Origin of the sequence: Maritimibacter sp. 55A14, from assembly GCF_003122205.1 — a bacterium.
Lineage (GTDB): Bacteria > Pseudomonadota > Alphaproteobacteria > Rhodobacterales > Rhodobacteraceae > QEYE01.
In genome coordinates, this window is record NZ_QEYE01000009.1 from 19757 (window position 1) to 37685 (window position 17929).

At 67.2% G+C, this 17929-nt stretch carries 17 protein-coding genes; 8 read left to right on the forward strand and 9 right to left on the reverse strand.

All coding sequences use genetic code 11. From position 1 onward, the window contains the following. The first annotated feature begins 98 nt into the window (after window positions 1-98). The 7 genes from DDZ14_RS09170 (at window position 99) to DDZ14_RS09200 (ending at window position 7178) form a co-directional block, all read left to right on the forward strand. Window positions 99-575 (forward strand): MarR family winged helix-turn-helix transcriptional regulator, encoded by a 477-nt coding sequence (locus DDZ14_RS09170; protein ID WP_109424669.1) that lies wholly within the window; start codon window positions 99-101, stop codon window positions 573-575. Between the two features lie 405 nt (window positions 576-980). After that, window positions 981-1787, forward strand: a complete 807-nt coding sequence (locus DDZ14_RS09175) for a S49 family peptidase (protein WP_109424670.1) — start codon at window positions 981-983, stop codon at window positions 1785-1787. Between the two features lies 1 nt (window position 1788). After that, window positions 1789-1974 carry a hypothetical protein gene (locus DDZ14_RS09180; RefSeq protein WP_109424671.1) on the forward strand — a complete coding sequence of 62 codons (186 nt, stop codon included), beginning with the start codon at window positions 1789-1791 and terminating at the stop codon, window positions 1972-1974. A gap of 33 nt (window positions 1975-2007) precedes the next feature. Then, a complete protein-coding gene (locus tag DDZ14_RS09185; protein WP_109424672.1) occupies window positions 2008-2982 on the forward strand; it encodes a calcium/sodium antiporter in 975 nt (324 codons plus the stop codon). After that, the gene (locus tag DDZ14_RS09190; RefSeq protein WP_109424673.1) at window positions 2979-3764 is read left to right on the forward strand and encodes an SDR family oxidoreductase; all 786 of its coding nucleotides are present in this window, start codon (window positions 2979-2981) and stop codon (window positions 3762-3764) included. Before DDZ14_RS09185 ends, DDZ14_RS09190 begins: the two co-directional genes overlap by 4 nt. Window positions 3765-4075: 311 nt before the next feature. Then, window positions 4076-5959: an excinuclease ABC subunit UvrC gene (gene uvrC, locus DDZ14_RS09195; protein ID WP_109424674.1), complete on the forward strand. Its 1884-nt coding sequence runs from the start codon at window positions 4076-4078 to the stop codon at window positions 5957-5959. After that, window positions 5946-7178: an MFS transporter gene (locus tag DDZ14_RS09200; RefSeq protein WP_369914764.1), complete on the forward strand. Its 1233-nt coding sequence runs from the start codon at window positions 5946-5948 to the stop codon at window positions 7176-7178. Before uvrC ends, DDZ14_RS09200 begins: the two co-directional genes overlap by 14 nt. A 19-nt stretch (window positions 7179-7197) precedes the next feature. On the opposite strand, the gene hemE is transcribed toward DDZ14_RS09200, so the two are convergent. After that, window positions 7198-8229 carry a uroporphyrinogen decarboxylase gene (gene hemE, locus DDZ14_RS09205; protein ID WP_109424675.1) on the reverse strand — a complete coding sequence of 344 codons (1032 nt, stop codon included), beginning with the start codon at window positions 8227-8229 and terminating at the stop codon, window positions 7198-7200. Window positions 8230-8333: 104 nt separating this feature from the next. Here hemE and hemC point away from each other — a divergent pair, with 104 nt between their 5' ends. Further along, window positions 8334-9281: a hydroxymethylbilane synthase gene (gene hemC, locus DDZ14_RS09210; RefSeq protein ID WP_109424676.1), complete on the forward strand. Its 948-nt coding sequence runs from the start codon at window positions 8334-8336 to the stop codon at window positions 9279-9281. Window positions 9282-9294: 13 nt separating this feature from the next. Here hemC and DDZ14_RS09215 read toward each other — a convergent pair whose 3' ends face one another. The 8 genes from DDZ14_RS09215 to DDZ14_RS09245 all read right to left on the reverse strand — a co-directional run bounded on the left by DDZ14_RS09215 (window position 9295) and on the right by DDZ14_RS09245 (window position 17924). Then, window positions 9295-10665, reverse strand: coding sequence for a sigma-54 dependent transcriptional regulator (locus DDZ14_RS09215; RefSeq protein WP_109424677.1), 1371 nt, complete (start codon window positions 10663-10665; stop codon window positions 9295-9297). A 19-nt stretch (window positions 10666-10684) separates the two neighbouring features. Further along, window positions 10685-10810 (reverse strand): hypothetical protein, encoded by a 126-nt coding sequence (locus DDZ14_RS20130; RefSeq protein WP_255417499.1) that lies wholly within the window; start codon window positions 10808-10810, stop codon window positions 10685-10687. A 1-nt stretch (window position 10811) separates the two neighbouring features. Beyond that, window positions 10812-12110 (reverse strand): c-type cytochrome, encoded by a 1299-nt coding sequence (locus DDZ14_RS09220; protein WP_109424678.1) that lies wholly within the window; start codon window positions 12108-12110, stop codon window positions 10812-10814. Beyond that, on the reverse strand, window positions 12110-13327 hold the full coding sequence (locus tag DDZ14_RS09225) for a formate dehydrogenase subunit gamma (RefSeq protein ID WP_109424679.1): 1218 nt from the start codon (window positions 13325-13327) through the stop codon (window positions 12110-12112). Before DDZ14_RS09225 ends, DDZ14_RS09220 begins: the two co-directional genes overlap by 1 nt. Before the next feature lie 127 nt (window positions 13328-13454). Beyond that, window positions 13455-14048, reverse strand: coding sequence for a formate dehydrogenase FDH3 subunit beta (gene fdh3B, locus DDZ14_RS09230; RefSeq protein ID WP_109424680.1), 594 nt, complete (start codon window positions 14046-14048; stop codon window positions 13455-13457). 14 nt (window positions 14049-14062) lie between these two features. After that, a complete protein-coding gene (locus tag DDZ14_RS09235) occupies window positions 14063-16960 on the reverse strand; it encodes a formate dehydrogenase subunit alpha (protein ID WP_109424681.1) in 2898 nt (965 codons plus the stop codon). 111 nt (window positions 16961-17071) lie between these two features. After that, window positions 17072-17263, reverse strand: coding sequence for a twin-arginine translocation signal domain-containing protein (locus DDZ14_RS09240; protein ID WP_109424682.1), 192 nt, complete (start codon window positions 17261-17263; stop codon window positions 17072-17074). 52 nt (window positions 17264-17315) lie between these two features. Further along, window positions 17316-17924: a molecular chaperone gene (locus DDZ14_RS09245; protein ID WP_109424794.1), complete on the reverse strand. Its 609-nt coding sequence runs from the start codon at window positions 17922-17924 to the stop codon at window positions 17316-17318. Between the last annotated feature and the right edge of the window lie 5 nt (window positions 17925-17929).

Here is a 17929-nt window from a genome sequence, read left to right on the forward strand (position 1 = left end):
AACCGAAGTAATGACCCATGAGTGGTGCGATGAAGATTGAAACGCACATGAATGTTTGCAAACCTCCGCATTACGGGGTTCAAAACACGAGGTTGCGGATGGATCGGACGGATGTCAGCCTGATCGCGCTGCGGCGCATCCTGCGCGCGACGGAGCTTTTCGGACGTGAGCTTGCCCGCGCGGCGGGGCTGACGGCGGTCCAGTTCCGGGTGCTTCAGATCGTGGCCGAGACCGGGTGCTGCACGCCCAAGGACATCTCCACGCGCATGGGCGTCTCGCAGGCCACCGTGACCTCGCTGGTCGACAAGCTGCAAGCGCACGGGATGGTCGACCGCGCCAGGTCCGAGGCCGACCGGCGGCAGATGAACATTTCCATCACCGCGCGCGGGCGCGAGACGATTGCCAATGCGCCCGACGCGCTGCAACAGCGTTACGTGCGCCAGTTCGAGGCTCTGGAAGACTGGGAGCAGGCGATGCTCGTCTCGGCGCTGGAGCGCGTGGCGGACATGCTGGGCGCGGCCAAGATCGACGCGGCGCCGGTGCTCGACGTGGGCGATATCCGCAAGGCGACGTGATCGCCGCGGGCGGGTGCCACGCGTTAACGAAGATTAATTTCCCACAAACATATCCACAGCCCTGCCTGCATACACAACGCATGCACCCGCGCCGTGCGCCAGCGCGCAATGCGCCTCGCGCCGGGACCCGGCCGGAGGCGTTCGGAGTTATCGGGGCCTTGTCAACAAAGGGCTCCGCGGCATTCCATGCGCCCCCACCGGGCCGCATGGCCGGCTGCGGGCGCGGCTCCGCCCGGCACGGCCGTGCCGCACAGGGAATCCGCGCCTCGGCCAATACCTGGTGTTGTCAACAGTGGATTTCGTGGCGTCACCCGGTCGCCGCGGGCGTTGCGCGCGGATTACAAAACCGGGCGTGGCGCGTATTCCGGCTTGTTCTGGCATTTTCCAGTGTCTACATGCTGATGCATGAAAATCCGCCTGCCTTTCATGAAGAAGCCGCCGCGTGTCGCGGTTGTTCCGCTATCGGGCATGATTGTCGCGGGCGGACGGATCGGCAGCCAGGCGCTCAACGATGCGGGCCTGGCGCCGGTGATCGAGAAAGCCTTCACGCGCGGCAAGCCCGATGCGGTGGCGTTGCTGCTGAACTCGCCCGGCGGCTCGCCCGTGCAGTCTTCGCTTATCGCAGCACGCATTCGGCGGCTGGCGGCGGAAAAGAACGTCCCGGTCTTCGCCTTCGTCGAGGATGTCGCGGCGTCGGGCGGCTATTGGCTGGCCACCGCCGCCGACGAGGTCTTCGTGGACACGTCCTCCATCGTGGGCTCCATCGGGGTGATCTCCGCGTCCTTCGGCTTTCACGAGTTGATGAGCCGCCACGGGATCGAGCGGCGCGTGCATACCGCCGGCAAGGACAAGTCCATTCTGGACCCGTTCCGCCCCGAGCGGAAGGAGGACGTGAAGCGGCTGACGGCGCTGCAACAGCAGATCCATGACAGTTTCATCGCCCAGGTGCGGGAGCGCCGCGGCAACCGGCTGGCGGGGGACGACGACCTCTTCACCGGTGATATCTGGGTTGGGCAGGCCGCCGTGGACAAGGGGCTGGCCGACGGAATCGGCCATCTGGTCCCGGTGATGAAGTCGCGCTTAGGCGACAAGGTGGAGTTCCGAATGCTGGGCCCCCGCCGACCGCTTCTGGCCCGGTTCGGGGCGCGGGTGCTGGACGACGCCCACGCCATGATCGAGGAGCGCGCCCTGTGGGCGCGCTACGGGTTGTGACATGATCGTCAAGATCGTCACCCTCTTCCTGGTCGCGATGGGCGTGCTCGCGATGTTCGGCAAGCTCCGCGTTCCCTCGGTCCGGCGCGCCGCCGAGAAGATGAAGCTGACCCGCGTGAAGACCTGCCCGAAATGCGGCAATCCCAATCCGGGCGGCGGCCGCTGCGTGTGCGAGACCCGCAAATAGGACCACCCGGAGGAACGAGGAATTCAGCCCGGCATGGAAATCTTCTATCTCGTTCTGGGACTCGTGATCCTTCTGCTTGCCGGCGATGCGCTGGTGCGCGGCGCGGTCAACCTCAGCCTGCGCGTCGGCATTCCGGCACTGATCGTCAGCCTGACGGTCGTCGCCTTCGGGACCTCGGCTCCGGAATTGCTGATCTCGGTCAATGCGGTGCTGAAGAACGTGCCGGGGCTGGCGTTGGGCAATGTCGTGGGCTCGAACACCGCGAATGTCCTGCTGGTGCTGGGCATTCCCGCGCTCCTGTCGGGCATCTACATGAGCGACTGCGACTCCAAGCGCAGCTATCTGATGATGCTCGCGGCGTCGCTGCTCTTCATCGGATTGTGCTTCTTCGGTCCGCTCCACTGGCTGCACGGGCTGATCTTGCTGGCGGCCCTGGCGCTGATGCTGGGCGAGAACTTCTTCGCCGCCAGAAAGCACCGGGCCGACAGCCGTGCCGCTGCGGCGGAGGCGGCCGATGTCGAGATCCTGGAGGAGGCCGATCCCCACATGCCGGGATGGCGGATCGGGCTCTTCCTTGTCCTCGGGCTGGTCGGACTGCCGCTGGGTGCCGATATCCTGGTCGACAATGCCGAGATCATCGCGCGCCGCTTCGGGGTCAGTGACACGGTGATCGGCCTGACGATCGTCGCGCTCGGCACCTCGCTGCCGGAGCTTGCGACGACGGTGATGGCCGGATTCCGGCGCCAGGCGGATGTGGCGCTGGGCAATGTGATCGGCTCCAACATGTTCAACCTCCTGGGTATCATCGGGGTGGCCGCCCTCTTCGGAAAGATACCCGTGGACGAGAGCTTCCTGCGCTTCGATCTGTGGGTGATGCTGGGTGCGTCGCTGATCCTTGTCCCCTTCGTCATGTACTGCCGCAACATCACGCGGGCCTGGGGCGCGGCCTTGACGGCGGCCTATATCGTCTATGTCTATTTCGTGGTTGCGGGCGGAGTTGCGGCATGATCCAGAAACGGGCGCTGGTGACGGGTGCGGGCAAGCGGTTGGGCCGCGACATGGCCCTGGCGCTGGCCGCGCGCGGCACTGCCGTCGCCGTCCATTACGCCAACTCCGCAGACGAAGCCAATGACGTGGCCGAGGAGATCGCGGGGATGGGCGTCGGGTCGGCTGCGCTTCAGGCCGATCTGCTGTGCGAGGCGGAAACCGAGACCCTGGTGGAGCGTGCGGCAGCCGCGCTGGGCGGGCCGCTCGACATCCTGATCAACAACGCCTCGATTTTCGAGTACGACACGCTGGAGAGCGCGACGCCGGCGACCTGGGACCGCCATATCGGATCGAACCTGCGCGCGCCCTTCGTCCTGACGCAGGCTTTCGCGCGGCAGGCCCTACCGGCGGGAGCCGATCCGGCGGGCGAACCGCTGGCCTCGGGCTGTGTGATCAACATGATCGACCAGCGGGTGCTGAAGCCGACGCCGGAATTCATGACCTACACCATCGCCAAGATGGGATTGTGGGCCTTCACGCGCACCGCCGCGCAGGCCCTCGCCCCGGCGATCCGCGTCAACGCGATCGGTCCAGGCCCGACGGTACGCGGTCTCCGGCAAAGCGAGGAGCATTTCTCGCGCCAGCGTGCGGCGACGGTGCTGGGACGCGGCGCCAATCCCGATGACGTAATCGCCGCGATGGCCTTCATCCTGGATGCGCCGGCGCTCACCGGACAGATCATCTGCATGGATGGCGGCCAGCATCTGGGCTGGCGCACACCCGATATCCTTGGGGTTGAATAATGCGCCTTGCCGGGCGCCGCGGGCCGGGCGCCCGCGCCACTTGTCCACGTGCGCCGCACACGTCACAGAGATGTTACGATTTCTTCATTATTTTCAGTCTGTTGATCTCTGTAAAAATAATTTAGGCGTGAATTCAATAAGTTAAAGAATTGCCTAAAAATTAGGCATTCTTTCGAACCAGTTTGAATCCCAACTTAAAATTTGAATGCCCGGATGTTGTTCGCAGGTTTATCCACAGGAACCGTGGAAAGGTTTAACCTTGCATTGATCTGCGCGACGATGCAGCCAGACGAGGGAATCACGCAGCGCCCATGACCGAGCCGACCGAAGACCGATCCGCCGCAGACGCCCCGACGGGATATGCCTGCGTGCAGGCCCACCTGAAAACCCTCGACAACAGTCCGGGCGTCTACCGGATGCTCGATGCGCGGGGGCAGGTTCTCTATGTCGGCAAGGCGCGCAATCTGCGCAAACGGGTCGCCAGCTATGCCAAGCCCGCCGGCCATTCCGCGCGCATCGTCCGGATGATCCGCGAGACCGCGTCGATGATGTTCCTGACGACGCGGACCGAGACCGAAGCGCTGCTGCTGGAGCAGAACCTCATCAAGCAGCTCAAGCCGCGCTACAACGTGCTGCTGCGCGACGACAAGAGTTTTCCCAACATCATCGTGACCGGCGGTCACGACTTCCCGCAGATCAAGAAGCATCGTGGCCGCAAGTCCGAGAAGGGCAGCTATTACGGCCCTTTCGCCAGCGCCGGCGCGGTGAACCGGACGCTCAACCAGCTTCAGAAAGTGTTTCTGCTGCGCAACTGCTCGGATGCCACGTTCGAAAGCCGCACGCGGCCGTGCCTGCTCTATCAGATCAAGCGCTGTTCGGGGCCCTGCGTCGGGCATGTCTCCAAGGCCGACTATGCCGCGCTCGTCCGGGATGCGGAGCGGTTCCTGTCCGGCCGGTCCACGCGGATACAGGAGGATCTGGCCCGCCGGATGGAGGAGGCGTCGGCGGCGCTGGAGTTCGAGCGCGCCGCCGCCCTGCGTGACCGCATCCGCGCGCTCACCCAGGTCCAACAGGTTCAGGGGATCAACCCGCGCGGCGTGGCCGAGGCGGATGTCGTGGCGCTCCACATGGAAGGCGGACAGGCCTGCGTGCAGGTCTTCTTCATCCGCGCCAACCAGAACTGGGGCAACCGCGACTATTATCCACGCACCGGTGCCGGGGCGGGCGAGGCCGAGGTGCTGGAGGCGTTCCTGGGCCAGTTCTACGACGGCAAGGAGCCGCCGCGGCTGGTGCTGCTTTCTCACCCGATCGAAAACGATGACCTGATGGCCGAGGCGCTGTCGGGGCGCGCGGGCCGCAAGGTGACGCTGGCGGTGCCGTTGCGCGGCGAGAAGGCGGAACTGGTCGCAGGCGCGGCACGAAATGCACGCGAGAGCCTGGGCCGCCGCATGGCCGAGAGCGCGGCGCAGGGCAAGCTGCTGGCCGGCGTGGCTGATGCCTTCGGCCTCGACGCGCCGCCGGCACGGATCGAGGTCTACGACAACTCCCATATCCAGGGCGCGCATGCGGTGGGCGCGATGATCGTGGCCGGGCCGGAGGGCTTCGAGAAGAACCAGTACCGCAAGTTCAACATCCGTGCCGATGACCTGACACCGGGCGACGATTTCGGCATGATGAAGGAGGTTCTGGCGCGCCGCTTCCGGCGGTTGCTCAAGGACGATCCGGATCGCGAAGGCGGCACCTGGCCCGATCTGCTGCTCATCGACGGGGGCGCGGGGCAGGTCGGCGCGGTCGCCTCGATCATGGCCGATCTCGGCGTGGAGGGCGTGCCGGTGATCGGCGTGGCCAAGGGCATCGACCGCGACCAGGGCAAGGAGGAGTTCCACCGCCCCGGCCATGCCCGGCCCTTTGCGCTGCCGCGCACCGATCCGGTGCTCTACTTCATCCAGCGCCTGCGCGACGAGGCGCACCGTTTCGCCATCGGCGCGCACCGGGCCAAGCGGTCCAAGGCCGTGGGCGCCACACCGCTCGACGACGTGCCGGGCGTCGGCGCCACGCGCAAGCGCGCGCTGCTCACGCATTTCGGCTCGGCCAAGGCGGTGTCACGCGCCGGGCTGGCCGACCTGAAGGCGGTGGACGGAATATCCGCGGCGCTGGCGCAGACCATCTACGATCACTTCCATGAACAGGGATGACCGGGGCCGCCGTGCCGGGCTGCTGGGGGTGCTGGCCCACCCGGATTATGCGCGGCTCTTCGCGGCGCAGGTGATCGCGCTACTGGGCACCGGGCTGCTGACCGTCGGGTTGGGTCTGACGGCCTACCAGATCGCGGGGGAGCGCGCGGGTACCGTTCTGGGTCTGGCACTGACCATCAAGATGGTGGCTTATGTGGGACTCTCGCCCTTGGCCCATGCGGTTGTCGCGCGGCTTGATCGGCGGCGGGTGCTGATTGCGGCCGACCTGGTGCGCGCGGCGGCCGCGCTCTGCCTGCCCTTCGTCACGGAGGCCTGGCAGATCTACCTGCTGATCTTCGTGCTGCAAGCGGCCTCGGCCACATTCACGCCCACTTTCCAGGGGGTGATACCGGATATTCTGGAGGATGAGGCGGAGTATACCCGCGCCCTGTCTCTGGCGCGCCTCGCCTATGATCTGGAGAACCTGCTCAGCCCGGTTCTGGCCGGGCTGCTCTTGGCCGTGGTCAGCGCGCCGTGGCTCTTCGGCGGCACGGTGGCGGGCTTTCTGGCCTCGGCCATGCTGGTCGCGGCCACGGCGCTGCCCGCCGTGGCATCGGGTCAGCCGCAGAGCTTCGCGGACCGTCTCACACGCGGGGTGCGGCTCTATTTCGCGGCGCCGCGACTGCGCGGGCTGCTGGCGCTCAGCGCCACAGTGTCGGCGGTCGGGGCCGTGGTGATCGTGCAGAGCGTGGTGATCGCGCGCGGCATCTATGGCGGCGGCGAGGTCGCGCTGGCGGTGGCGCTGGGCGCGCATGGCGCAGGCTCCATGCTGGCCGCGCTGGCGCTGCCGCGGCTGCTGGAACGTCTGGCCGACCGCGCGGTGATGCTGGCCGGCGGGACGCTCGCTGCGGGTGCGATGGCGGCGGCGGGGCTGGGCGTGACGCTGGCGGGCTGGCCCGCATGGCCGGTCTTCCTGGCGATCTGGTTCGTGCTGGGGCTGGGGCTCTCGACGATCCTGACGCCGGCGGGGCGGCTCCTGCGCCGCTCCGCCCTGCCGCGGGACCGCCCGGCGCTCTTCGCCGCGCAATTCGCGCTCAGCCACGCCTGTTGGCTGGTGGGCTATCCGTTGGCGGGCTTCCTGGGCCCGGCGCTGGGACTGGGGCTGACGATGCTGGCGATGGGCGGGGCCGGTGCCGTGGCGCTTCTGGTCGCGCGCCGAGTTTGGCCCGCCGGGGACTGAGCCTGCGATCAGCGCGCAATCAGCCCCGAAGCGCCTTCAGCATGACATCGACATGCGCCGGGTCGGCATCGGGCGTGATCCCGTGGCCGAGGTTGAAGATATGCGGCCCGCCCGAGAAGGCGTCGCGGATGCGGCGGGTCTCGTCGATCAGTCTCTGCCCGCCCTCGACCAGAAGCTGCGGATCGAGATTGCCCTGAACGCAGGACTGCGGCTGCAACACCCGCGCCGCCCAGTCCGTGTCCACCTCGGTGTCGAGCGCCAGGCAATCGGCCCCGGTGGCGGCGGCGAACCCGTCGAGCTTTGCGCCGCCCTGGCGCGGGAAGGCGATCGCCGGGACATCCGGATGCGCCGCCTTCAGCGCGGCGATGATCCGTTTCGCGGGCGCCAGTGCGAAGTCGTCGAAATCGTCGCCCTTGAGCGATCCGGCCCAACTGTCGAAGAGCTTGACCACCTCCGCCCCGGCGGCGATCTGGGCCAGCAGGTACTCGGTCGTGGCTTCGGTCAGCCGGTCGATCAGCGCGGTGAAGGTCGCGCGGTCGGAGGATTTGAGCGCATGCGCCGGCCCCTGGTCAGGGGTGCCGCGCCCGGCGATCATGTAGGTGGCCACCGTCCAGGGCGCACCCGCGAAGCCGATGAGCGGCACTTCGGCGGGCAGGTCGCGGCGCAGCAGCCGCACCGTCTCGTAGATCGGGCCCAGCCGGTCGTGGATCGCGCCCGCGGGTTTCAGCGCCTTGAAGTCGCCGGGCCCGGTGACGGTGGACAGGCGCGGGCCCTCGCCGGTGACGAACCACAGATCGGCACCCAGCGCCTGCGGCACCAGCAGGATGTCCGCGAACAGGATCGCCGCGTCGAAGCCGTAGCGGCGGATCGGTTGCAGCGTGACCTCGGCGGCCAGTTCGGGCGTGTAGCACAGCGACAGGAAATCACCCGCCTGCGCGCGGGTGGCGCGGTACTCCGGCAGGTAGCGGCCCGCCTGGCGCATCATCCAGACCGGTGGCACCGGAAGGGTCTCGCCCGCCAGCGCGCGCATCAGAAGTCTGTCATCGGCCATGGTATCGCCCCCCGCATCTATCGGGCCGATCTGTCACGCGGGTGGCGCGGGATGTCAATGCGAGAGAGTTGCGCAGCGCCGCGGCCGGGGGTACGAGGGATGACATGACACTGGCCATACCCACCCCCGACACCCCCCTCCGGATCGGCACGCGCGGCTCGCCGCTGGCGCTCGCCCAGGCACATGAGACGCGCGCGCGCCTCATGGCTGCCCACGATACCGCGGAGGATGCCTTCGAGATCGTGGTCATCAAGACCACCGGCGACCGGGTGCAGGACCGGCCGCTCAAGGAAATCGGCGGCAAGGGGCTCTTCACCAAGGAGATCGAGGAGGCGATGCTGTCGGGCGGGATCGACATCGCGGTGCATTCCATGAAGGACATGCCGGTGGACCAGCCCGCCGGGCTGGTGCTTGATTGCTACCTGCCGCGCGAGGACCCGCGCGACGCCTTCGTCTCGCCCCATGTGGCGGGGCTGGCGGAGTTGTCGGAGGGCGATATCGTGGGCACCTCGAGCCTGCGCCGCCGCGCGCAGGTCTTGCACAGGTATCCGGCGCTGCGGGTGGTGGAATTCCGCGGAAACGTCCAGACCCGGCTGCGCAAGCTCGACGAGGGCGTGGCGCGCTGCACCTTCCTGGCGCAGGCCGGGCTCAACCGGCTCGGGTGTGCGGATGTCGCGCGCGGGCCGGTCTCCACCGCCGACATGCTGCCCGCCGTCGCGCAGGGCGCGATCGGTATCGAACGGCGCAGCGGCGACAGCCGCATCGCCGCGTTGCTGGAACCGATCCACGATACACCCACCGCCGAGCAGCTGGCCGCCGAGCGCGCCTTCCTGGCGGCGCTCGACGGCTCCTGCGAGACGCCCATCGCGGGGCTTGCCGAGGTGACGGGCGGCGCGCTGCGCCTGCGCGGTGAGATCCTGCGCCCCGACGGGTCGGAGGCGCATGCCGACGCCATCGAGGGCCCGGTCGCCGACGGCCCCGAGATGGGGCGCGCGCTGGCCGAAACGCTGCTGAGCCGGGCGGGGCGGGGCTTCTTCGACTGGCGCGGCTGAGCGCGGAGGCGCCTCAGACCTTCCACATGGCGCATTTGCGGTCGATGGTCTTGCGCGCGATGCCCAGACGGCGGGCGGCCTCGGCCCGGTTGCCCCCGCAGGCTTCCAGGACGCCCAGGATATGCCGCCTTTCCACCGCCTGAAGCGAGTCCACCGGGTCGCCGCTGACGCCGGGGGCCGGGCCGTGCCCGGCGATCTCGTCGGGGAACCGGCCCAGGACCAGCGCGCGTTCGATCGTGTTGCGCAGTTCGCGGACATTGCCCGGCCAGTCATGGCGCGCCAGGTTGGCGAGCACCTCCCCGGTCAGGTCGAGCGGCTTCACGCCGCGGTCGCGGGCGATTGTGTGGATGAATGCATCGGCCAGCGCGGGCAGGTCTTCCAGCCGGTCTTTCAGGCAGGGCATCCGCACGGTCATCACGCTGATGCGGTGAAAGAGGTCGGCGCGGAACCGGCCGGCGGCCACCGCCCTGTCCAGATCGGCATTGGTGGAGATGAGGAAACGCAGGTTCAGCCGCAGCTCCCGCGTGGCGCCGGCGGGGCGAATGCGCCGTTCCTCGATCACCCGCAGGATCGCGCCCTGCACCGGGCGCGGCATTTCCGCGATCTCGTCCAGGAAGAGCGTGCCGCCATTCGCATGCAGAAGCAGCCCGTCCCGGCGTTCGGTGCCGGCGGCAGAGACCGATCCGAAGAGATCGTCATGGATCCGGCCGGGCGAGATCGCGGCGCAATTGACCGGCACGAAGGGTTTCTCCGCCCGGTCCGAAAGGGCGTGCAGCGTGCGCGCGGCCACTTCCTTGCCGGTGCCGGTCGCGCCGGTGAACAGCACCGGCGTGGCGAGCGGCGCGAGCTTCTCCAGCGTCTCCACGATCCCGGCGATTGCCGGGGAGGTGCCCAGAAGCCGCCCGCGCCTCTCCGCGCCCTTCAGGATGAAATTATCGCGGCGCTGGTGCAACCGGTCCAGACAGCGCCCCACAGCGCTCAGTATCTGGCTTGAGCCGAACGGCTTGAGCACCAGGTCGGCGGCCCCTGCGCGCAACGCCTCTATCGCCGTCTCCATATGCGCATTTTCGGTCACAAGGATTGTCTCGGCGAAGAGCCCCACCTCGTTCTGCTCGCGCAGCCAGTCCAGCCCGGTCCTGCCGGGCAAAGCGTTCTCCAGGATCACGATGTCGAAATGGCCGGTATCGAGGCAGCGCGAGGCGTCCTCCGGCGATGCCGCCGCCTCGATCCGCCTCACATGCGGTCCGAGGACAGAGGACAGCAGGTCGCGCGCCTCCGGGTCGCCATCGACCACCAGGATCGATGCATGCGCCAGGTCCGCACCGAAGGCGGGCGCGACGGCCGGCGTTCCGTCCCTGGCGGAAGGGTGTTGGGGCTGGTTCATGGCTGGACAGCGGCCGGCTTCAATCCAGGCGGGTCGCGGTACTCGCGCTGCGCTCCTGCGCGGAGAAGCCCGCGCGTTCGAGAACCAGCGGCGCGGCAACGGCGATGATCGCGATCACGGCGAATGCGGTCAGCATGGCTTTCATGTCAGTCTCCCAGCGATGTTGTGGCGCGGCGCAGGAAATCCACCAGATCGGCGCGGTCTTCCGCGCGCGTGATGCGCTGCATGGGCATCTTGCTGCCCGGAATATAGTGATCGGGGCCCAGATCGAACAGGGCGGTGATGGTTTCTTCGGTCCAGACGATGTCGGAGTCGCGCAGCGTCCGGGAGTAGCGATAGCCGGGCAGGCTGCCCGCCGGACGCCCGAAAATGCCGTGCAGCGTGGGCCCGGCCCGGCGTTTGCCGTCGGGGCCGAGCGCATGGCAGATGGAGCATTTGCGCATGAACTGCCGCTCGCCATTGCTCATCGTTGTGGGGTCCTTGAGGAAGCTGCGCGCGGTAGCCGTCATCTTGGCGTAGTCGTCCATCGCATCGACAGGCCAGGAATACATGATGTCGTCCAGCCCCGCGGCATGGATGTTGGTTCCGTCGGCCGAGAAGGCCAACGCCCAGACCGGCCCGATGCGTGCGGCGCGGAAATCCCGGCGGATGCGCCAGTCCGCTGTGTCGATTACCATGATGAAGCCTTGGCCGTCAGCCGCCGCTAGGAGCCCTGCTCCGCGATGCCCGGCCAGGTCCAGGATGGGCCGCCGGTCCAGCGTGAAATCCGCGATCGTGTCGCCGCTGGCGGGATCGACCACCCGTGTCGCGCCGTCCACCGCGCCATAGGCCAGCCAGCCCGCGGTCTCGTCCAGCCAGAGCGCGTTGATGCCGAAGCCGTGGCGCAGGAGGATCTGCCGCTCATCGCCGGTCTCCACGTCCCAGACGCGGATCGTGCCATCGGTTGAGGCGGAGTAGAGCGTCTTGCCGTCCCGCGAGAAGACGACATCGTTGACGCCGGCCGTGTGGTCGGTCAGGAAGCGCGGCGCCCCGCCGCCGTCCAGTGGCCAGAGCCCGATATTTCCGTCCCAGCTTGCCGAGGCGACGGTGCCGCCATCGGGCGAGACCGCAAGCCCCATCACCTTGCCCTTGTGGCCCGAAAGAACACGCGCCGCGCCGCTCTCGAGATCCCAGACCCGCAGGTCGAAATCGTCGCTTGCCGAAACCGCCCAGCCAGGGCCCGCGAAGACCACGGCGTTGACTGCGGCGCGGTGGCCTTCCAACCAGCGCGGCTCCGCGCCCTGCCAGTAGCCCACGGAATTGTCGAAACTCGCGGTCAGGATCGCGCCGTCCGGCCCCTCGGCCAGGCCGCGCACCGGGCCGCCATGCCCCTTGAGCGTGAAGAAGTCGCCCGCACCGGCCAGCGTGGGGATCAGGGTCAACAGGGTGACCAGGATGGCGCGCATTATTCCGCCGGGGTCCGCCCGGCCTGCGGCGCATCCTCCGAACCTGCGGTCACTTCATCGTACCACAGGCGGTGATGCTCCTTCGCCCATTGCACCTCGACCTCGCCCGAGCCCATTGCGTCATAGGCGCCTTCCATGCCCAGGCTGCCCAGGTAGATATGCGCAATGATGATCGCCATGAAGATGAAGGCGATGATGGCATGCCAGAGCTGCGCGAGCTGCATTTCCTCATGCGGCGCCAGCGCGGTGTTCAACTCGCCCAGGCCAATCGCCTGCGGGATGCCGAGCGCGTTGAGCGTCTCGAAGGTCGCGGCGAACATCGGCAGCTCGAACGGGAAGAGCAACGACAGCCCCGAGGCCGAGATCGACACGCCGAGGATCACCACCGCCCAGAAGATCAGCTTCTGGCCCGCGTTGAACTTCTTGGCCGGCGGGTGGACGCCCTTGGAGAAGAGCCCGCCGCCCACGGCCAGCCATTTCAGGTCGTGCCGGTTGGGAATGTTCTCGATCACCCAGAGCACGATGACCAGGACGAGGCCCAGCATGAAGGCCCAGGCCACGTTGTTGTGCACCCATTTGGAGGCCAAGGCGAGTGTGGAGAACGCCTCCTTGCCGAAGAGCGGGATCAGCGCCACGCGCCCGAAGAGCGACACCAGCCCGGTGATGCCCAGCAGGATGAAGGAGCCCGCCAGCGTCCAGTGCGCGAAGCGTTCGACGCTGTTGAAGCGCAGGATCGTGCGGCCGGTTTTCTCGCCGTCGATACGGATGCGGCCTCGAATCAGGTAGAAGAGCGCGATCACGGCGATCATGCCGAGCAGCAGATAGCCGCCATAGACGCGCAGCGGACCGTCGCGCAGTTGCAGCCAGCGCATCCCGCCGTCCTGCACCAGAACGCCGGCCGCGGGGCCGCGGGCCGAGGCTGAGACATCGGCCTCGTTGAAGCGCAGGTCGCGCCAGATCTCGGAATCGGAGAGCCCGCCGAGCGGCGCAAGCTGCGGCGCCGGGGCGCCGGGGATCTGCCCGTCGGACGTGGCGTTGCGCCGAAAATCGTTATCGACCTTCTCGCCGCGCTGGCGCGCGAGAATGTCTTCCAGTGTTTGCGCCCCGCCGGTGGCGGAACGGTCGGGCGCGGCGCCCGTGGCGTCCTGTGCGGCGGCCGGCGCGGGCAGGGCGCCCAGCAGTAGCATGGAGAGAAAGGCGGCGAGGATGGTGCGCATGATCAAAATCCCACGTTGGAGAATGCCGGAGTCGGAAGGTCAGCAGGGCGGCCCGGAGAGCCGCCCTGCGCCGTCATGACATCGCGTGACCGGAGCAGGGACCGTTCTTGCGGACGGCCCCCGCCGCTCAGCCGCCCTTCTGGCCGTAGGCCGTGCCCCAGCCCCAGGCGCCGGAGCCGAAGCCCCGCGCGACAACGCGCTCGCGGTAGATCGCCGACACGGTGTCGCCATCGCCCGCCAGCAGAGCCTTGGTGGAACACATCTCGGCGCAGATCGGCAGCTTGCCTTCGGCGATCCGGTTGCGGCCGTATTTCTGGAACTCGGCGGTGGAGTGGTTCTCCTCCGGTCCGCCTGCACAGAACGTGCATTTGTCCATCTTGCCGCGGGAGCCGAAATTGCCCGCCTGCGGGTATTGCGGCGCGCCGAAGGGGCACGCGTAGAAGCAATAGCCGCAGCCGATGCACAGGTCCTTGGAGTGCAGGACCACGCCTTCCTCGTTCTGGTAGAAGCAATCCACCGGGCAGACGGCCATGCAGGGCGCGTCCGAGCAGTGCATGCACGCCACCGAGATGGAGCGCTCACCCGGCTTGCCGTCATTGATCGTGACGACGCGCCGCCGGTTGATGCCCCAGGGCACCTCGTGCTCGTTCTTGCAGGCAGTGACGCAGGCGTTGCACTCGATACAGCGTTCCGCGTCGCAGAGAAACTTAGCTCTTGCCATTGATCAGTCCTCCTTCAAGCGGCCCAGATTTTGCAGAGAGTGGCTTTCGTCTCCTGCATCTGCGTGACCGAGTCATAGCCATAGGTCTGAGCGGTGTTGGAGCTCTCGCCCAAAACGTAGGGATCGGCGCCTTCGGGGTACTTGTCCCGCAGGTCCTTGCCCTCGAAATGACCGCCGAAGTGGAAGGGCATGAACGCCACTCCCGCTCCCACGCGTTCCGTGACCATGGCCATGACCTTGACCTTGGCGCCTTCCGGGCCCTCGAGCCAGACCTGTGCGCCGTCCCGCACGCCCAGATTGTTGGCGTCGCGCGGGTTGATCTCGACGAACATGTCCTGCTGCAACTCGGCCAACCAGGGGTTCGACCGGGTCTCGTCGCCGCCGCCCTCGTATTCCACAAGGCGCCCAGATGTCAGGATCATCGGATAGTCCTTGGAGAAATCCTGCTTCTGGATCGAGGCATACATGGTCGGAAGGCGATAGGCGAAACGGTCCTCGTAGGTCGGATAATCCGCCACCAGATCGCGCCGGCTGGTATAGAGCGGCTCGCGGTGCAGCGGCACCGGATCGGGGAAGGTCCACACGACCGCGCGGGCCTTGGCATTGCCGAAGGGTGCGCATTCATGCTTGATCGCCACCCGCTGGATGCCGCCGGAAAGGTCGGTCTTCCAGTTGGTGTCCGGACCGGCCACCGCGTCGATGGCGGCGCGCTCCTCGTCCGTCAGGTCGCTGTCCCAGCCGAGATCCATCAGCATCTGCATGGTGAATTCCGGATATCCGTCCTTGATTTCCGATCCCGCCGAATAGACGCCTTCGGCCAGAAGGTTGTCGCCATCGCGTTCCACCCCGAACCGGGCGCGGAAGGTCAGGCCGCCCTCGCTGACGGGCTTGGACAAGTCGTAGAGGTTCGGCGTGCCCGGATGGTTCATCTCCGGCGTTCCCCAGCTTGGCCAGGGCAGCCCGTAATAATCGCCATCCGCGGGACCGCCCACCGCCTGCAACGTCGTCTTGTCGAACGTGTGCTGGTTGGCCATGTGCAGTTTCAGCCGCTCCGGCGACTGGCCGGTATAGCCGATCGTCCACATGCCGCGATTGATCTCGCGCAGCGTGTCTTCCATTTCCGGTGTCACGCCGTCGTCTTCCAGTTTGATGTTGCGGAATATGCGGTCGTGGAAGCCGAATTTCTGCGCGAAGAGACCGATGATCTCCTGGTCCGGTTTGGATTCGAACAGCGGATTGACCACCGTGTCACGCCACTGGAGCGAGCGGTTGGAGGCCGTGACCGAGCCACGGGTCTCGAACTGCGTCGCCGCCGGCAGCAGATAGACGCCGTCGGTCCGGTCATGCAGCACCGCCGAGACGGTCGGGTAGGGGTCAATCACGACAAGCATGTCGAGTTGCTCCATCGCCGTCTTCATCTCCTTCAGGCGCGTTTGCGAATTCGGCGCATGACCCCAGAAGACCATGGCACGGACCTTGTTGGGGTTGTCCATGTTGGCGGGGTCTTCCAGCACGCCGTCGATCCAGCGGCTGACCGGAATGCCGGCGAGGTTCATCAGCGCCTTCTCCGTGCCGTCGGCCCCGGTGGTGGTGACGAACTGCCCCTTGAGCCAGTCGAGATCCTCGCCCCAGACACGGGCCCAGTGGCCCCACGCGCCGGCGCTCAGCCCGTAATAGCCGGGCAGGGTGTGGCTGAGCACGCCCAGGTCGGTCGCGCCCTGCACGTTGTCATGGCCGCGGAAGATGTTGGTGCCGCCGCCCGACGTGCCCATGTTGCCCAACGCCAGTTGCAGGACACAGTAGGCGCGTGTGTTGTTGTTGCCGTTGGTGTGCTGGGTGCCGCCCATGCACCAGATCACGGTGCCCGGACGGTTGTTGACCATCGTGCGCGCCACACGGCGAAGCTGGCTGCCCGGCACGCCGGTCACACGCTCGGTTTCCTCGGGCGTCCATTTGGCGACCTCGGTCTTGATCTGGTCCATCCCCCAGACACGGGTGCGGATGAACTCCCTGTCCTCCCAGCCGTTCTCGAAAATGTGCCACAGGATGCCCCAGATCAGAGCCACGTCCGAACCGGGACGCATGCGCACGTATTCATCGGCATGCGCGGCCGTGCGCGTGAAGCGCGGGTCGCAGACGATGAGCGGGGCGTTGTTCTCCTCCTTGGCCTTCAGGACGTGCAGGAGCGAGACGGGATGCGCCTCGGCCGGGTTGCCGCCGATGATGAAGATGGCCTTGGAATTGTGGATGTCGTTGTAGGAGTTGGTCATGGCGCCGTAGCCCCATGTATTCGCAACGCCGGCCACGGTCGTCGAGTGACAGATCCGCGCCTGATGGTCCACGTTGTTGGTGCCCCAATAGGCGGCGAACTTGCGGAAGAGATAGGCCTGCTCGTTATTGTGCTTGGCGCTGCCCAGCCAATAGACCGAATCCGGCCCGCTTTCCTCGCGGATATTCATCATGCCGTCGCCGATCTCGTCGATCGCCTGTTCCCAGCTGATGCGCTTCCACTCGCCGCCCTCTTTCTTCATCGGGTACTTGAGGCGGCGTTCGCCATGCGCGTGCTCGCGCACCGAGGCGCCCTTGGCGCAATGCGCACCGAGGTTGAACGGGCTGTCCCAGCCGGGTTCCTGCCCGGTCCAGACGCCGTTCGATACTTCGGCGATGACGGTGCAGCCGACCGAGCAGTGGGTGCAGACGGACTTGACCGTCTCCACGGCGCCGTCGACGGCCGATTGCGCGGAGGCTTTCGTCACGGTGCCGCCGGTCGCGCCGATGGCGGCAAGGCCGCCGATCGCCAGACCGGAGCCGCGCAGAAATGTCCGTCGGTCGACGGATTTCCCGGCGACGCTGGACAGCAGGCCGGTCCGCTGGGGGCGTTTCGCAACCCCGTTGGTCTTTTTCCTGAGCATGTCTCTCTCCCTCATGGACCCCGCCGCTTGTCGGGGCATCGGGTGGGTTGTGGTTTTATGGCCGCAGGGCGTCACGCAACCGTTGGCCATGGCTTGGGGTGAAAGGGTCCGTCAGAAACGGGCGCTTTCGTAATAGGCGCGGGTATGCGCGGTGTCCTGCATCCCCTCCTCGGGGGCGCCGGACGCGGCTTCGGCCGTGTCGGCCGATCCGAGCGCGGCTGTGGCCACGGCCGCCGGAGCGGCGGTCAGGCCCAGCTTCAGGAAATCGCGCCGGCTGTTGCCGCTCTCCTCCTTCTTGCTCATCTGGGTCTCCTCTTCTTGTGGCACCGGGGTGCCGGTTGGGGCGGGCCGATTGTCAGCTCGCCGTCATTCGGAACGCCTCGCGCTCGATCTCCATGAAGGCCCGGCCGATCGCGCCGACCGGGGCATAGAAGACCGAGTTCCTGGCGGCTTCCAAATCAGTGAAACAGTGGGTCGCCCAAGGGGCGATGTGGCGGTTGAAGAATTCGCGCTGGCGCTCCAGCGTGGCCGGCGCGCCGAACCGGCCGGTGATCAGCCCCGCCATTACCTCGCAGAGGCTTGCCAGATTGTCCTCCGGCTCGAAGACATTCGGCGCACGTTCGATATGGTTTGCGGCCAGGTCATTGCGCAGCATGGCCAGTGGCTTCTCGTTCAGAAAGCCTGTCAGGTAGTAGCTGGCATAGGGCAGCAATTCGCCGCGCCCCAGTCCGATGAAGAGCGCGTTGAACTCGCTCTCGGCGCTTTTCTCGGTCGTGGCCTGCGCCACGCGCGACAGGGCCCGGATCGCCCGTCCCAATTCGCTGTCGTCGCCGGTCAGGCCCGCGCATTGCTTCAGCCGCGCCTTCGAGGGCGGCCGGGCAAGCAGGGCGCCCAGGAAATCGTAGAGATCGGCGCGCAGCTTGTCTTCTTCGGCAATGGCTTGGGGCGTTTCGGCGGCGGTCATCATGT

Bases quoted from the DNA above. Each gene is read 5' to 3' on its own strand.
- DDZ14_RS09245 (WP_109424794.1), bottom strand. From the start codon at position 17,924: ATGACCGCCGCCGAAACGCCCCAAGCCATTGCCGAAGAAGACAAGCTG.
- DDZ14_RS09220 (WP_109424678.1), bottom strand. From the start codon at position 12,110: ATGCGCGCCATCCTGGTCACCCTGTTGACCCTGATCCCCACGCTGGCC.
- DDZ14_RS09190 (WP_109424673.1), top strand. From the start codon at position 2,979: ATGATCCAGAAACGGGCGCTGGTGACGGGTGCGGGCAAGCGGTTGGGC.
- DDZ14_RS09170 (WP_109424669.1), top strand. From the start codon at position 99: ATGGATCGGACGGATGTCAGCCTGATCGCGCTGCGGCGCATCCTGCGC.
- DDZ14_RS09185 (WP_109424672.1), top strand. From the start codon at position 2,008: ATGGAAATCTTCTATCTCGTTCTGGGACTCGTGATCCTTCTGCTTGCC.
- uvrC (WP_109424674.1), top strand. From the start codon at position 4,076: ATGACCGAGCCGACCGAAGACCGATCCGCCGCAGACGCCCCGACGGGA.
- DDZ14_RS09235 (WP_109424681.1), bottom strand. From the start codon at position 16,960: ATGCTCAGGAAAAAGACCAACGGGGTTGCGAAACGCCCCCAGCGGACC.
- fdh3B (WP_109424680.1), bottom strand. From the start codon at position 14,048: ATGGCAAGAGCTAAGTTTCTCTGCGACGCGGAACGCTGTATCGAGTGC.
- DDZ14_RS09180 (WP_109424671.1), top strand. From the start codon at position 1,789: ATGATCGTCAAGATCGTCACCCTCTTCCTGGTCGCGATGGGCGTGCTC.
- DDZ14_RS09225 (WP_109424679.1), bottom strand. From the start codon at position 13,327: ATGCGCACCATCCTCGCCGCCTTTCTCTCCATGCTACTGCTGGGCGCC.
- DDZ14_RS09175 (WP_109424670.1), top strand. From the start codon at position 981: ATGAAAATCCGCCTGCCTTTCATGAAGAAGCCGCCGCGTGTCGCGGTT.
- DDZ14_RS09215 (WP_109424677.1), bottom strand. From the start codon at position 10,665: ATGAACCAGCCCCAACACCCTTCCGCCAGGGACGGAACGCCGGCCGTC.
- hemE (WP_109424675.1), bottom strand. From the start codon at position 8,229: ATGGCCGATGACAGACTTCTGATGCGCGCGCTGGCGGGCGAGACCCTT.
- DDZ14_RS20130 (WP_255417499.1), bottom strand. From the start codon at position 10,810: ATGAAAGCCATGCTGACCGCATTCGCCGTGATCGCGATCATCGCCGTT.
- hemC (WP_109424676.1), top strand. From the start codon at position 8,334: ATGACACTGGCCATACCCACCCCCGACACCCCCCTCCGGATCGGCACG.
- DDZ14_RS09240 (WP_109424682.1), bottom strand. From the start codon at position 17,263: ATGAGCAAGAAGGAGGAGAGCGGCAACAGCCGGCGCGATTTCCTGAAG.
- DDZ14_RS09200 (WP_369914764.1), top strand. From the start codon at position 5,946: ATGAACAGGGATGACCGGGGCCGCCGTGCCGGGCTGCTGGGGGTGCTG.